Annotated in this window: 11 protein-coding genes; 8 read left to right on the forward strand and 3 right to left on the reverse strand. The window is 59.1% G+C overall.

Annotated features, from left to right (window positions below):
* Window positions 1-94 precede the first annotated feature (94 nt).
* Genes AB8B33_RS35835 through AB8B33_RS35845 form a run of 3 tightly spaced genes read right to left on the reverse strand, consistent with a single transcriptional unit; the run spans window position 95 to window position 3385 of the window.
* A complete protein-coding gene (locus AB8B33_RS35835) occupies window positions 95-934 on the reverse strand; it encodes a TIGR01459 family HAD-type hydrolase (protein ID WP_439019120.1) in 840 nt (279 codons plus the stop codon).
* Window positions 927-2207 (reverse strand): FGGY-family carbohydrate kinase, encoded by a 1281-nt coding sequence (locus AB8B33_RS35840; protein ID WP_439019121.1) that lies wholly within the window; start codon window positions 2205-2207, stop codon window positions 927-929. The genes AB8B33_RS35835 and AB8B33_RS35840 overlap by 8 nt, the downstream gene beginning before the upstream one ends.
* Entirely contained in the window at window positions 2204-3385 is a 1182-nt protein-coding gene (locus AB8B33_RS35845) for a class II aldolase/adducin family protein (RefSeq protein WP_439019122.1), read from the reverse strand. Before AB8B33_RS35845 ends, AB8B33_RS35840 begins: the two co-directional genes overlap by 4 nt.
* Window positions 3386-3482: 97 nt before the next feature.
* Here AB8B33_RS35845 and AB8B33_RS35850 point away from each other — a divergent pair, with 97 nt between their 5' ends.
* The 8 genes from AB8B33_RS35850 to AB8B33_RS35885 all read left to right on the forward strand — a co-directional run bounded on the left by AB8B33_RS35850 (window position 3483) and on the right by AB8B33_RS35885 (window position 15149).
* Complete coding sequence (locus tag AB8B33_RS35850) at window positions 3483-4262, forward strand: DeoR/GlpR family DNA-binding transcription regulator (protein ID WP_439019123.1); 780 nt, start codon at window positions 3483-3485, stop codon at window positions 4260-4262.
* Complete coding sequence (locus tag AB8B33_RS35855; protein ID WP_439019124.1) at window positions 4259-5665, forward strand: FGGY-family carbohydrate kinase; 1407 nt, start codon at window positions 4259-4261, stop codon at window positions 5663-5665. The genes AB8B33_RS35850 and AB8B33_RS35855 overlap by 4 nt, the downstream gene beginning before the upstream one ends.
* Window positions 5662-7206: a sugar ABC transporter ATP-binding protein gene (locus AB8B33_RS35860; protein WP_439019125.1), complete on the forward strand. Its 1545-nt coding sequence runs from the start codon at window positions 5662-5664 to the stop codon at window positions 7204-7206. Before AB8B33_RS35855 ends, AB8B33_RS35860 begins: the two co-directional genes overlap by 4 nt.
* Before the next feature lie 31 nt (window positions 7207-7237).
* Entirely contained in the window at window positions 7238-8221 is a 984-nt protein-coding gene (locus AB8B33_RS35865) for an ABC transporter permease subunit (protein WP_439019126.1), read from the forward strand.
* A 65-nt stretch (window positions 8222-8286) separates the two neighbouring features.
* Window positions 8287-9225, forward strand: a complete 939-nt coding sequence (locus AB8B33_RS35870) for an ABC transporter substrate-binding protein (protein WP_439019127.1) — start codon at window positions 8287-8289, stop codon at window positions 9223-9225.
* A gap of 77 nt (window positions 9226-9302) precedes the next feature.
* Window positions 9303-10202 (forward strand): sugar phosphate isomerase/epimerase family protein, encoded by a 900-nt coding sequence (locus AB8B33_RS35875; protein ID WP_439019129.1) that lies wholly within the window; start codon window positions 9303-9305, stop codon window positions 10200-10202.
* 173 nt (window positions 10203-10375) lie between these two features.
* Window positions 10376-11641 carry a metallophosphoesterase family protein gene (locus AB8B33_RS35880; protein ID WP_439019130.1) on the forward strand — a complete coding sequence of 422 codons (1266 nt, stop codon included), beginning with the start codon at window positions 10376-10378 and terminating at the stop codon, window positions 11639-11641.
* A 1-nt stretch (window position 11642) separates the two neighbouring features.
* Window positions 11643-15149, forward strand: coding sequence for an AAA family ATPase (locus tag AB8B33_RS35885; protein ID WP_439019131.1), 3507 nt, complete (start codon window positions 11643-11645; stop codon window positions 15147-15149).
* The last annotated feature ends 61 nt before the right edge of the window (window positions 15150-15210 follow it).

A 15210-nucleotide genomic window follows, 5' to 3' on the forward strand; every position in this document is an offset into this window, starting at 1 on the left:
GCCCGGCGAAGCAATTGTTAGCGGGACTGGCGGCGCGGCCTTCGGGACTACGCCAATCCTTCCAAGGCCGCAAATCCAGCGCCAATGTCCGGGACTAAAATGCAAAATGCTGGAGGATATACCTTGGGTAGGCACGCGCATTTTCGCAGAGTTTTTCTAACTGCTCATCGCTGACATCAGCAAGAATCCCGGTACGCACCAGCACGGAATCCAATCCAGCCGACTTCGCACCAAGAATATCGTGATCGATGCTATCGCCGATGCAGACCACGCGACGACGGTCGGTGACGCCTACGAGCTTCAATGCGTGTTCGTAGATTTCGGGATACGGTTTTCCAAGCCAGGTGACGTGACCGCCCATCCCCTCGTAGAGCTTGGCGATGGTGCCTGCGCCCGGCGCTATGGAGCCGTTGCTCAATTTATGGATGTCCGGATTGGTACAGTAACAGGGGACTCCGTTCTCGGCCGCCGGACGCAGCATTTCGCGGTAGTCATCCATCGGTATCCGTTCGGTTTCGCTGCCGGAGATGATGACAATTTCGGCGCCGGCGGCGTCTTGTGCGGAGATGAGCCCAAGCCGTTCGGCGAGATTGGTGTCTCCACCGCTGGATATCGTCAAGCATCGAGCATTTTTCGGGATGGCGTTTTCAGGTCGAGAGAGGATATCGAATGCCACGTCTCCCGATGTGACAAAGAAGTCGAAGCTTGCAGGGGCGAAGCCGAGCTTAACGAGCCGCTCGGAATTGTATTCGCCGCTTCTGCCTGAATTGGATAGGATAACGACCTTCCGGCCCGCCGATGCGAGCTTGGACAGGGCAGCGATTGCACCCTCATAGGGACCGGCGTCGTCCCTCAGTACCCCGAACTGGTCGACGAAGAAAACGTCATATGCCGGCGTCAGTTGAGGTAGAGTGATCTGCGTTGGTTCAGGCATTTCCGCCATCCAATCGGGAAAGCACCAGCGCAGCTGTACCGACGGCTGCCTCGACCGATTTCGCAGGCAAAGTGTCCACCCCCATAGCCTGCGCCCTCATGGCGGTCCAAACGGGATTTCGCGCTCCGCCCCCAACCGTTCGAAGGCTTGTCACGGCAGGCGCTCCCAACTCGCTTAACCGCTGATAACCCAACCTCTCGATCTCGGTCATGCCTTCAAGGATTGCCTGAAAGTATGCGTGATCTTCGGCGGGACGCGGCGTGAGCCGGGGCGGGTAATGAGGATCGTTGATCGGAAAACGCTCGCCGGGTCGCAGAAGCGGATAGTAATCCAGATCCAGCTGGCGGTCCGGGTCGATCTTTTGGGTGAGTTCGTCCAGACGGTCATCGCCGAATAGGGCGCGCACGACGTTTCCACCGCTGTTCGAAGCGCCACCAACAAGCCAAAACCGCCCGACACGGTGCGAGTATATGCCATATTCGGGCGCGCTGATCGGAGCGTCCGATGCAAGCTTGAGCACAATCGTGGATCCGAGGGCGGTTACCGCGTCGCCAATGGCCGATGCTCCCGTAGCAAGAAACGAAGCGCAGCCGTCGGTCGTTCCCGCATGGAACCAAGCGGATTTGGGCAGACCGAGTTCCCGCAGGTATCTCTCGACCGGGGCGACCTTTTGGCCCGCACGATAGACCATGGGCAGCTTGGATACGTCCACTCCCGCCGCTTCGATCCAATCCGGCCAGCGTTCCGTTCCCAGATCGAAACCCGTCTTGAGTGCGTTGTTTTCGTCACTGACCCGCCCTGGGCAACCCAATTTCATCAGGATCCAGTCGGCCTGATGAACGATGGCGTGAGCACGGTCCTGGCGCGACAAATAGATGGCTCGGGCAAGGCCCGAATTCGCGCCGACTGCCGTGCTGGTCGCTGGAGCCTCATTTGCTATGCTTTCGATGATTGCAGGATCAGGGCAGGGATCGTTGTACATGAGGACCTGACCTGTCGGCTCGCCGGCATGATCGAGCGAGAGGACGGTCCCGGACGTTCCGTCGACGGCGACGCCTTCGACAGAGTAGAGATCTGTTTTGTGGGCAAGACGCTCGATTGCCTCTGCCACCCTATTCCACCAGCATGCTGGTTGACGCATTTCGTCGGGCGACCGGAACGGTGCGGAGGCGAAGCCGACCGGATTGCCCGCACGGTCGATAGCCGAGGCCCGAGCGCCGGACGTGCCGATATCGATTCCGAGTGCAACTGGTTGGCTATTTTTGGCGCTCACGCGTTCCGCCTTTCCGAACCTCGGTCGAGCGCTTGTCGATATTGCTCCGCTTCCCAGTGCGTCAATTCATATTCGTCGTCGTTCGAAAGATACACTACCGACGCCTCTTCAGGGATGCGGCCCACCACCTCCGAGAGGCAACGGGCCATAACCTCGCCACCTGCAGTGAGGGTGCTGGACAAGAGTACTCCCTTGTCCGGGACGATCAGCATTTTCGGAGCTTCACGACCTTCGCGGTGAGATGCGGCCTCGAGGTCGGCCGCGCTTTGCCCCTCTGAAAGCACGCCTATCTTCGTTCCAAGGAAAATGACGTGGTCCGGATAAAGCGAGCCGCCAAGTGCAATTCCTCGATTGACATTCGAAAGCGCGACGGCGTGGCTTTCACTGTCGCGTGCCGGATGATAGCCGGAATTCTTCGCAATCCGTTCCAGCGCATCGACGTCGGCCAGACCGCTGTTCCGGGTTTCGCGTGAAAGGGCCTTCGAGACACGCTGGATACGACCGGCGACTTCCTCAACCGTGTCACCGCAAACGATGATCCCGTGGTTGAACAGGATCAGGACATCAGGCATCGAAGCGGCGGCTTTTTCGATCTCCCTGGCGAGCGGGGTCCCTGGACGCCTATACGGTATCGTCACCCATCTGAGATCGGAGACGGCACTCATGCATTCAGCCAGCATGGCCTCGCGGTCTTCAAGAACGGCCCGAGCAATTGCGTTCACGCAATGATAATGCGCGACCACCGGACTTTTGAGTGCCGCGTGAAAACTGGTTTCGATCGATGGCCGAAGGCCGCTGGAATTCAGTTCGGAAACAACGAAATCGGTGGACTTCTCGGCCCGTACGTCGCCATTGCGAAGCGCTGCAACCAGCGGATCGACGACAACTGGGACCATGATGTCTTCAATATCCGCCTTGGAAAGCCACGTGCCCGATGCCTTCACCCACATCACGCCGTCGCTCTTGATCGACGTATTGCCGCCTGCGCCCTGCGTCTTGAGGATGTCGCTGCCAATCTGGCTGGAAAGCCCGAGAAAACTCTTGAATAGCTTCGTATTCCTGGGGTCCGGTTGGGTCATATCATCTTCCCTCCTGCTGCGTTGATACTCGCCTTCCGGTTCGGCTGGCTCATGAGCGAACTTTTGCGCGATCCTATAAATGTGATTGCAGATCGTCAACGATGAAGATTTTGCGTCTCTCGTGTTGCGATCCTATACATGATGTGATTATAGTTCGTCATAAGCGCTCAGGGAGAAGCGTCAGTGGAGGACTGTCTTGAACGATTCCGATCGCCATCGCCTGATTGCGGAAATGCTTCGCGAGCGGCCCTTCGCGTCCGTGCGTGACCTGCAGAAGCGGCTTGGCGTTTCCCCTGCGACAATCCGAAGAGATATCGATAAGCTTCACGACATCGGAGTTGCTCGAAAGGTCTACGGCGGGATATCCGCTAACGAGTCATCGACCGTGGCGCGTCTTTCTGCTCGGCCATATGACGAAAACCGCGACATTGCTGTTGATGCAAAGCGTGCGATCGCTGAGATGGCCGCGGGTCTGGTGCGAGACGGGGACTCGATAATCGTCCATGCAGGATCGACCTGCTATCAACTCGGTCTGCAATTGGCTCGTCGCAACGTCCGCCTCTACACGAACTCCATGCCCTTGGCCGCATATGTCGGCGAGCACGGGACTTGCCATCTGACCTTGGCGGGCGGGGTGCTGTATCGAGAGCCCGGAATTATCCACGATGCGTCGGCCGGCGCGCCCGACTTCTTCGCCTCCCGGTTCTTCCTTGGCACCCAGGGCATCAGCAGCGAGGGACTTCTGGAATCGCACCCGTTGTTGACAAAGGCGATTGGGGAGTTGAGCGGTTGTGCGGACGAAATCGTGCTTCTGGCAGATAGCCGCAAACTCTCGATTCAACCGCGCAATGTCGTTCTCCCGCTTTCCCGTATCGGCACGATCGTCATCGACGACGGATTGTCGGACGTCGGAGCAAAAATGCTTGAGGATGCGGGGGTTACGATAGTGATCGCGACGGTCGGAGGTCAGTCATGACGCCACCAAACGCGATCGCGGTCTTCGATCTCGGCAAGACCAACTCGAAACTCTTCGTGTTCGGGGCCGATGGCTCGTTACTTTCGGAGACGCGAACGAAGCCGTCATGGGGCGAGTACGAAGGTTTTCGCGTGCTCGACGACGCCGCTCTGTTCGAATGGATGAAGACCGCACTGACGCGTGCGATTGAAGACCACTCGGTCGGACACGTCATCTTTTCCGGTCATGGCTGTACATTTGCGCTCGTTGAGGAGGATCACCTGGTGCATCCGATCCTCGACTATGAACAGGAACCTCCTCCGTCGCTGGGGGATCGCATCGACATGTCGATCCCGGCTTTCTCCGAGACATATTCTCCAAGGCTGCCGCTGGGTTTCAACTACGGGCGGCACATGCTTTGGCTGGAGGCCGTCAAGCCCGAGGCGCTGAGCCACGCCGATGCTGTTCTTCCCTATCCCCAGTTCTGGTCGTGGAAATTCTCTGGCCGCAAGGTGTCCGAGGTATCTTACATCGGCTGCCACTCTCACCTTTGGGCACCGCTGCGCGGTGATTTCAGCAGTCTGGTCGATAGTCGAGGTTGGCGTGAGAAGATGCCCGCTTTCGAAAAAGCAGGCGCTGTTTTGGGCAATTGGAATCTCACAGACGGAACGGGTGAGGCGCGCTCCGTCAATGTCCACAATGGCGTTCACGACAGCAATTCGGCCCTCTACTACTATCGTTCGGTTGGATTCCAGGACTTCACCCTCGTGTCTACCGGGACGTGGGTCGTGATCTTCAATTCGGCATGCCCGCTCGAAGCGCTGGACGAAGATAGGGATATGCTCGCGAACGTTACGGTCGATGGGAAGCCGGCGCCGACGATCCGTTTCATGGGCGGCAGAGAGTACGATCGCGCCAGTGGCGGCTGGAACAAGCCTGTGAGTCTTGAGGCACTGTCTCGGGTAATCGCAAAAGGCGTGTTCGCATTGCCGTCGTTCGCGCTCGGCGGCCCGATGCAGGGCTTCGAAGGCCGGTTCGTGGGACCGGAGGTGGAAGGCGAGGAGAGGGCGGCCGCCGCGCTTCTATACGTCGTTCTCATGACCAGTCTGTCCCTCGATCTCATACGCTCCGATAACGCGATCGTCATAGACGGTGGCCTGGTCAAGACCGGGTTGTTTGCCGAAATACTCGCCCAGCTGCGGCCCGCCCAGCCGATCTTCACCAGCGCGACGGCCGAAGGCAGTGCCTTTGGTGCCGCGGCTCTTGTTTTCGGCACGATGGGCCTAGAGCCGTTCGCAAATGAGACCAGTCAGGTAGCGCCGGCGCAGATCTTTGGTCTTGAAGCATACCGCGACACGTGGCGAACGCTAGCTGAGATCGACAGGCCGGAGGCGACGCATCCAAGGAAGGAGTTCCACGCATGAGCGCGGCAAACACCGAAACGCAAGCACCCGTCCTGCAGATGCGCAATATCAGCAAGACGTTCGCAAGCACCAAGGCTCTTACAAACGTCTCGCTGACCGTCTATCCCGGCGAAGTCCATGCCTTGATGGGTGAAAACGGCGCCGGGAAGTCGACGCTGATGAAGGTTCTGTCCGGCGCCTATGTTGCGGATCCTGGCGGCGCTGTCCTCGTCGAGGGAAAGCCGATCGTGTCCGGCGATCCGATCAAGGCCAAGGCAAATGGCATCGCGGTCATTTATCAGGAACTGTCGCTCGCGCCGAACCTGACGGTTGCACAGAACATGTTCCTGGGTGCCGAGCCGTCGCGCTATGGTGTCGTCGACAAGGCTGCGGCACGCGCCCGTGTCGAGCCAATCCTCAAACAGCTGGGAATAAACTTCGGACCGTCGCAGCTCGTGGCCACACTCTCGTTGGGCGAACGTCAGATGGTGGAGATCGCGCGTGCCCTGACCACCAACGCGAGGATCATCGTCATGGACGAGCCGACGACCTCGCTGACCTCCAGGGAGACAGAACGGCTTTTCGAAGTGATCGCAGGCCTGAAGGCGCGTGGCATCGCGGTGATCTACATCAGCCATAGAATGGAAGAGATCTACACGCTCGCAGACCGTGTCAGCGTTTTGCGCGATAGCGCCTACGTCGGCACGCTCGAGCGCGAAGAACTGTCCGCCGACCGGCTGGTCTCGATGATGGTCGGTCGCGATCTCTCCACTTTCTACAAAAAGGAACATCGGGCACCTGTGCAGGCGGCCAAGACGGTTCTTTCAGTGAAAGATGTTGGCGACGGCCGCCGAGTTCACGGATGCTCGTTCGACGCAAGGGCAGGCGAGGTCCTCGGCATCGCGGGCCTGGTTGGGTCCGGTCGGACGGAACTAGCGCGCCTCGTTTTCGGCGCGGACCCCAAAACGGCCGGCACGGTGTCTTTGGAGGGCCGGGAACTGGCTATTGCCGGACCGCGGGACGCGATGGATGCAGGGATCGCGTATCTCACAGAGGACCGGAAGGGTCTCGGCCTTTTCCTCGACATGACGATCAATGAAAACATCAATATCGGCGTTATCAGCAGGGATGCCGGCCCGGGAGGCATCCTGAATTTTGCCACCGCCAGGGAGCGTGCCGCCCGCGCCATCAAATCACTCTCCATTCGCACGTCGAGCGCCAGCATCAATGTCGGCGCTTTGTCGGGTGGCAACCAGCAGAAGGCACTGATTGCCCGTCTCCTCGAGACGAAGCCCAAGGTTATCATTTTCGACGAGCCGACCCGCGGCGTCGATGTGGGTGCCAAGTCCGAGATTTATCGGATCATCGATGAACTCGCGCAGGCGGGCATCGCGATAGTCGTGATTTCGAGTGACTTGCCGGAAATCATCGGCATCGCCGATCGCGTCCTGGTCATGCGCGAAGGACGCATCACGGGCGAAGTTCTGGCGACGTCGGATCAGCCAATCAGCCAGGAAGCCATCATGGCCTTCTCCACCGGATCGGCATCGAAAGTCGCCTGAAGCCGGACAACAAAGACGACGGGATAAAGATATGACCTCGACATCAACCGACCAGTCGAATGCAGGCAAGGCAAGATTCAGATCGACGCTCACCGCGCTCGGTATGTTGCCGGTGCTCGTCATCCTGGCTATCGGCTTTCATCTGTTGAGCGGGCGCTTTCTAAGCGTCAACAACCTGTCGATCGTCATGCAGCAGGCATCGATCAATACGGTTTTGGCTGCCGGGATGACGTTTGTGATCCTGACAGGCGGCATTGACTTGTCAGTGGGTTCTATCCTTGCGGCCTCGGCCATGGTTGGCGTGATCGTGTCACTCTGGCCGGATGTCGGCATGCTGGGTATTCCGGCTGCGATCGGCGTGGGACTTGCCTGTGGTGTCGTTAACGGCACGATCATTTCGGCACTAAAGCTTCCGCCCTTTATCGTCACTCTCGGCTCGCTGACCGCGATGCGCGGCATCGCCCGACTGCTCGGTGGCGACACGACGGTTTTCAATCCCGACCTGCCATTCGACTTCATCGGAAACGGCAGTTTCCTCGGCGTGCCATGGCTGGCGATCATTGCGCTGGCGACGATCCTGATCTCATGGTTCATCCTGAAGCGCACGGTATTGGGGACTTGGATCTACGCTGTTGGCGGAAACGTCGAGGCAGCGCGCCTCACCGGGATCAAGGTCCCACTGGTGCTGCTCTTTGTCTACTCGATGTCGGGCCTGCTTTCGGGGCTTGGCGGCGTGATGTCCGCAGCCCGTCTGTATGCCGCGAACGGCCTGCAGCTTGGCCAATCCTACGAGCTCGACGCGATCGCAGCCGTCATTCTCGGCGGAACCAGCTTCGTCGGCGGTGTCGGGTCGATCTGGGGGACGCTGATCGGCGCACTCATCATCGCGGTGCTGTCCAACGGCCTCATCCTCGTCGGCGTTTCCGACATTTGGCAGTACATCGTCAAGGGACTTGTCATCATCGTGGCCGTGGCGCTCGACCGCTACAGGCTCAAAGGACTTAGCCGCACCTGACGTGCGGCTGGAGGAACCGGGGTTGCCGGATAACGGGGCGCAGGAAGCGCCATAAGGAGGAAAATATGCGCATGATTTCGAAACTGCTCGCAGCGACCGCTCTGGCCGCAGCCATCGCACTGCCGGCAGCCGCCAAAGACCTGGAAAAGATCGGCATTTCCGTCGGTCTGCTTGGCAATCCGTTCTTCGTTGCGACCATCAAGGGCATCGAGGATCGCGCCAAGGAAATCAATCCGAACGTACAGGTCACCTCGGTTTCGGCAGACTACGACCTCAACAAGCAAGTTTCGCAGATCGACAGCTTCATCGCCGCAGGCGTTGACATCATCATGCTGAACGCCGTCGACGCTAAGGCGATTGCTCCGGCCGTCAAGAAGGCCCAGGCTGCAGGCGTTATCGTTGCCGCCTTCGACGTTTCGGCTCCGGGCGCTGACGTCACGGTCATGACGAACAACATCAAGGCAGGTGAAGAGGCGTGCCAGTACATCGTCGATCAGCTCAAGGGCAAAGGCGACGTCGTGATCATCAACGGCCCTGCTTCGTCCTCGATCCTCGACCGCGTGCAGGGTTGCAAGAACGTGCTCACGAAGAGCCCGGACATCAAGATCCTGTCGGACGACCAGAACGGTCAGGGCTCGCGTGATGGCGGCCTCTCAGTCATGCAGGGCCTGCTGACGCGCTTCGACAAGATCGACGCCGTCTTTGCCATCAATGACCCGACGGGCATCGGTGCCGAGCTTGCCGCCAAGCAGCTGAACCGCAACGAGTTCTTCATCACTGCCGTCGACGGTGCCCCAGATATCGAAAAGTCGCTCGCAAGCGGCAATTCCATGATCAAGGCCTCGGCTTCCCAGGACCCCTACGTCATGGCCGGCGACGCCCTCAAGATGGCTGTCGATGTTCTGAACGGCAAGAAGCCGGCGGAGAACACTGTCCTGCTCGACCCGAAGCTGATCACTGCTGACAACGTCAAGGATTACAAGGGCTGGACCGCAGCCCGCTAACGTTTCCTCCCAGGAGCTCGCCGGCGCCTTCGGGCCCGGCGAGCCTTCGCTTCAATGAAATTCAGGATATTAGTGTCATGTCCAAAATCGGCGTCCACTCGTTCGTCTGGAGTGCTGGCTCGTCTCGCGATGAGCTTGAGCGTACACTTACCAGATCGCATGAACTTGGCTTTAAGCTGGTGGAATTTTCCTATCTCGATCCAAAGCTGGTCGACGTGAAATGGCTCGCATCCCGCATCAGGGAACTGGGCCTCGACGTCGCGGTGAGCATGGGTCTTCCGACCGATGGTGACATCTCCAGTGATGATCCGTCGGTGGTCGCCAACGGTGAGGCCATACTCGACAGAGCCGTTGCGTTGGTTCGCGATCTAGGTGGCACGAAGCTCGGCGGTATACTGAGTTCCTCGCATGGAAAGCAGGAGCATGCGTTGTCCCGCAAGGGATGGGAAACGAGTGTTACCACGCTGTCACGGGTCGCCGATCGTGCGAAGGCAGCCGGTGTCACTCTCAATCTCGAAATCGTCAACCGCTTCGAGAGCAACATGCTCAATACGGCAGCCCAAGGTCTAGCGTACATCAAGGACACAGGTGCCTCGAACGTCTTCCTGCATCTCGACACCTTCCACATGAATATCGAGGAAGCAGATGTCGGACTGGCAATACGCAATGCCGCCCACAAGATCGGCTATGTCCACATCGGCGAAAGCCATCGTGGTTATCTCGGAACGGGCAACATCGATTTTGCCGCCATCTTCGACGCTCTGGTCGCCATCGGATGGGACGACTACGTCACGTTCGAATCCTTCTCAACGGCCATCGTTGACAAAGATCTGTCTTTGAAGACGGCTATCTGGCGAAACCTTTGGGACGACAATGTTGCTTTGGCCCGACATGCTCGCCAGTTCATCGAACTCGGTTTGGAAACCGCATGCCTTAAGGCCGAACTCGTGAAGGATGCTCACGCGCCATCGGCGTAGAGGTGTCGAACAAAAAGTCATGGAGCAGGTCAAGGCCCAGATGGCAGAGGCCGTGCGAGCATCCGTCATAGCACCCCGCTTTTTTGGGGATTGCCAGAACAAACCGAGAATAAAGGCTGGCGCGGGCAAATTGTAAGGGCTAGGAAGATCGACCAACAGATGAGGCTCTGCTTTTGGTCTATCGATTCATTCACACCGCCGACATTCATCTCGACTCCCCGCTGCGGACGCTGGCCCTGCGCAATGCCGAGCTTTCCGAGCTGATTGGATTGGCGACCCGACGGTCATTTGTCCGCATCATCGATCTATGCCTTGAAGAACGGGTAGACGCGTTGGTCATCGCCGGCGATCTCTACGATGGCGATCAGACGTCGATGAAGACCGCCCGATTTCTGGCCGAGCAGCTTGCGCGTCTGCATGAAGCCGGCATCAGCGCGTTCATCATTCGCGGCAACCACGATGCGCTCTCCAAGATCACGACGGAGCTAGTTATGCCGGACTCCGTCAAACTGTTCGGTTCCGTGGCCGAAACCATTGCCATAGACCGAGCTCCCGGCCGGTTCGCAGTTGCGATACACGGACTGAGCTTTGCCAAGCCGCAAGCGCCCGAAAGCCTCCTTCGACATTATGCGCTGCCTGTTCCGGATGCCGTGAACATCGGCATTATGCACACCAGCCTTGGCGGCTCGGCGGGGCACGATCTGTACGCTCCATGTAGCGTCGCCGACCTCCGCCAAATGGGTTTTCGATACTGGGCACTCGGCCACATTCACAAAAGGTTGGCGGTCGAGGATTTATCGTCCGCGATCGTTATGCCCGGCATCCCTCAAGGGCGCGACATAAACGAGGACGGCCCCAAGTCCGTCTCCCTCGTCACGATAGGGGATGACCGCTCCGTCGTCGTCGAAGAACGCCAAACCGCCATCGCCCAGTTCGAGAGACTGGTCGTCGATATCTCCAGGGCGACTGATTGGAAAGATGTGGTTCTGGAGGCGAAAGGCAAACTGGAAAGCCTTTCTTCAGCGGTGTCCGCCGACCAACTGGTTGCCCGCGTCGAAATAACCGGAGCCACCGAACTCGCGTGGCGCATCCGGCGAGACGCCGACCTTCTCCGGACCGAACTCGAGACACGCGGTGCGACGATCGGGAATGTCTGGATCGAGAAGGTCGTGACGTCGTCGGTTGCGCCCAAACAGCAAGATGCACGGCCGAGCGCGCTCGACGAACTTGCAGCGATTATCGACAGCGAGATCCATAGCTCGACCGAATATCGCGACGAGGTTCGCTCGATCGCCGACGAACTGCGGGCCCAGCTCCCGGCCGAGCTCCGCGAGATCTTCGGCAAGGACGAGGCGTCTTTCGAGAACTTGTTGGCGCAATTTGCCAAGGACGGTGCGTCGCAGGTCTTGGCGCGTCTGCGCGGCGGCGAGGGAGAATAGCGTGCGCATCAACCGTCTCGACCTGACGCGTTACGGGAAGTTCACCGATGCCGTCATCGATTTCGGATCGCGTCCCGTCGGATCTCCAGACCTCCATGTCATTTACGGTCCGAATGAGGCTGGAAAATCGACCACGCTCGACGCCATCCTCGATCTGATCTTCGGGATCGGCAATACGACCAAATACGGGTTCCAGCACCCCTATAATACGATGCGCTTAGGGACGAACGTTCATGTGGGAGGTCAGGACAGAGACTTCGTCCGTATCAAGCGGCCCCAGAACAGTTTGCTCGATCGTGAAGAACGCAGCCTCGCCGATACGGAGATCCGGGCCGACCTTGGCGGAATAGATCGTGACGCGTTCTCGACAATGTTTTCGCTGGACGACATCACACTCGAAAAAGGTGGTGAGAGTATTCTGGCAAGCAAGGGAGACCTGGGCGAATTGCTTTTCTCCGCCAGCGCCGGGCTTTCCGATCTCAGCCGCCAGCTCCTGACGATCCGCGGGGATGCGGACACCTTCTATAAATTTCGGGGACGCAGCAGCCAACTGAGTGAGCTCAAGCTGCGGTTGACGGAGCTGAAGCAAAAACGCGAAGAACTCGACCTCCAGGCCACCGAGTATCGTAAGAGGTTGGCTGAACTGCAGCGCCTCGACGGTCTCTACAATCAGGCTTTGACCGAGCGTGCGAACACCCAGCGCCAGGCTGACGAGATCAACCGTGTCCTACGAGCGCTTCCGACGATGCGCAGGCTTACCGGGCTTCGAGGCCAGCTCGATGCCCTCGAGACGGTGTCCGATCCACCGGAATCGTGGAAGATCGAACTCCCGGCAATCCGCAAGGGTGAAATCGAAATCCGCGTCAAGCTGGACGAGGTTGCCCGTACTATTGCGGAGATCGAGAACGAGATTGACGGGATGGCCGATGACGCTGTCGCTCTTGGCCTCGCGGCCCGCGTCGCCGATCTCACGAAAACATTCGAACCCAGATACCTGACGGCGCAGGTCGACATCCCGAAGCTTACTGGCCGGGTCGCTGAACTCTCTGTCGAAACGCTCCTTCTGCAGCTAGGCAAAGCCGACGAGAAAACGCCTGCGCGGTTGGTTCTGGATGCGGCGACCGTCGGCAAACTCAGATCGCTCATCAGCGCCAGGTCCGGGGTCGAAGCTCGTCGCGCTTCAGCGGAGGAAGAGCTTATCCGTTCGGAACGCGCCCTTCAGGATGAGGGCAACCGGATTTCGCTCTTCGAGGAGTTTCGCGATCCTGCACGGATCAGGGCTTTCGAAGTACTTGCGGCCACGGTTAAAGCTCTGCCGAAAGCCGGCGACGAGGTCGCGTTCCGTTCCCTGATGCGGCGGCGCGAGAACGCGGATGGCGTATTGTCGGAAAGCCTCGCGCATCTGGCTCCCTGGGGCGGCAGTCCGGCCGACCTGGCGGCAATGAGCGTGCCGTCGGCCGCAAAGCTGAACGATTGGAAGACTCGATACCAGGACGGTCGGGAGCGGACGAAGACAACGCGCGCCGAACTTGAGCGCCTTGAGCCGGACGCCAGACGGATGGACGCGGAGATCCAAGTCCTCCGCGCTCGGGCAGGGGAGATCGACGAACCTTCGGTCGCGGCTAGCAGAGCCGCCCGTGAAAAGGCATGGGTTGCACATCGTCAGGCAATGGACGCGCAATCGGCTGACGCTTTTGAGCATGCCATGAGAGCGGACGATCACCTCGTTTCGCAACGGCTCCTGCATTTCGCAGAGGCCAGCAAGCTGGCGCAGTTGATGTTGAGCCGAGCATCCGCAGGTTCCGATATCGAAACTGCCCGCGAGCGCATTGAAGCGGCCGCACGTTCCCTCGCGGAACTACGGGCAGAGATGTCCCTAACGTTGGCATCGATTTCGTCCGGTGCCGAATTTGGTGTTGATCCCTCAGAACTGGAAGAATGGCTGCGTAGAAGGACCGTTGCCCTAAGGGCACGTGACGATCTATCGGCCATCGACCAGGAAGTCGCGGAAATCCATGACAGGACCCAGCAATCGAAGGAACAGTTGCTTGCGGCTATCAAGGCAACGGGCCTGGCCGCCCGCGGCGACGCCGATCTGGCAACGCTGTTCGCAGCCGCCGAAGAGGGCCTCGATGCCTTCAACCTCGCCATGGATCAGGCAGACCGTCTGGTGCGACTGAAGGAGGATAACGCCGCGCGTGCCCGTGCGATGACCGATGCGTTGAAAGCCGCGCAGGAATGGGACGCCAGATGGTTCGAGCTCTGCAACGGTTGCTGGTTAGGGGAGGCGTCGATCCTCCCAGACGTAGATGCAGTCAACGGGATCCTCGACGTTCTCGAAAAACTAGCTTCGGCAATCGAAGCCAAAGACAGCCTCGTCGATCGAATCCAGAAGATGGAAAAGGATAGCGCTCTGTTCGAAGCTTCGGTGTTCGAATTGTGCGACAGCCTGGAAATCCCGAAATCCGCCTCTCTCACGGAGCTTACGCGGACGATCACCGACCGTCTCATGGTTGCAGAGCGGGGCAGGGAGCAACGGGAGAAGCTGGGACGCGATCTCGACAAGAAGCGAGAAGAAGAGCGCGAATACCTTGTCACCAAGGAGGTACTCGATCTCCAAATAGGAAAGATGGCAGCGTTCTTCGAGTGTACCACGCTGGATGAGGTCGAGACCTTTATCGAGCTTTCCTCGAAGCGGCAGGTGCTGCGGACTTCCATTTCTGACGTCGAGCAAGAACTCATCGAGATCAGTGGTGCGAACGATATCGGTGACGTCGAGGAGAGGCTCGCGTCGGCGAATAGAGAAGAATTGGAGGGCCAGCTAGCTTTGCTGACGCCAATCCTCGAAGACCAGGACAGAAAATGTCACGACGTCTTCCATGAGCGCTCCACCATGCAGAAAGCGCTCGACGCCATAGGCGGCGATTCCGTCGTCGCGGAAATCGAGGAGCAGCGGCGCACCATTTTGCTGGAGATCGAAGAACGCGCCGGGCGCTACCTCGAACTTCGCGCGGGGATAACCGCCGCCGAGCAGGCGCTGAAGCTCTTTCGAGATCGGCATCGAAGCGGGATGATGACAAGGGCGTCGGATGCGTTCAGGACCATCAGTCGCGGTGCCTACACGGGTGTCGCCGCCCAGCCCGGCAAGGATGGAGAAGTCCTGATCGCGGTCTCGGCGAACGGCGGTTCGAAGATCGCCGACGAGCTGTCCAAGGGCGCACGGTTCCAGCTCTATCTCGCGCTTCGGGTGGCGGGATATCACGAGTTCGTTGCCAATCGCGCACCCATTCCGTTCATCGCCGACGACATCATGGAAACCTTCGATGACTTCCGTGCCGAGGAGGCCTTCCGTTTGTTCACCGAGATGGCCGGGCGTGGGCAGGTAATCTATCTGACGCATCATCAGCACCTGACCGAGATCGCCAAGAAGGTTTGCCCAAGCGTCCAGCTCCATGATTTGGAGACGATTCAATCGGCGAGCCGGCTTGGTAGGATTGCGGCCGAGTAGAAGGGACCTGACACCAAGGCGCAGCTACGATGAGCCGACCCGGATTACCGCCTCTTGCGCC

It is taken from the genome of Rhizobium sp. 768_B6_N1_8 (assembly GCF_051811225.1).
GTDB lineage: Bacteria > Pseudomonadota > Alphaproteobacteria > Rhizobiales > Rhizobiaceae > Rhizobium.

What these genes read in the sequence shown, in the direction of transcription:
- AB8B33_RS35835 (WP_439019120.1), bottom strand. Translation starts at nt 934, where the DNA reads ATGCCTGAACCAACGCAGATCACTCTACCTCAACTGACGCCGGCATAT.
- AB8B33_RS35870 (WP_439019127.1), top strand. Translation starts at nt 8,287, where the DNA reads ATGCGCATGATTTCGAAACTGCTCGCAGCGACCGCTCTGGCCGCAGCC.
- AB8B33_RS35860 (WP_439019125.1), top strand. Translation starts at nt 5,662, where the DNA reads ATGAGCGCGGCAAACACCGAAACGCAAGCACCCGTCCTGCAGATGCGC.
- AB8B33_RS35865 (WP_439019126.1), top strand. Translation starts at nt 7,238, where the DNA reads ATGACCTCGACATCAACCGACCAGTCGAATGCAGGCAAGGCAAGATTC.
- AB8B33_RS35855 (WP_439019124.1), top strand. Translation starts at nt 4,259, where the DNA reads ATGACGCCACCAAACGCGATCGCGGTCTTCGATCTCGGCAAGACCAAC.
- AB8B33_RS35875 (WP_439019129.1), top strand. Translation starts at nt 9,303, where the DNA reads ATGTCCAAAATCGGCGTCCACTCGTTCGTCTGGAGTGCTGGCTCGTCT.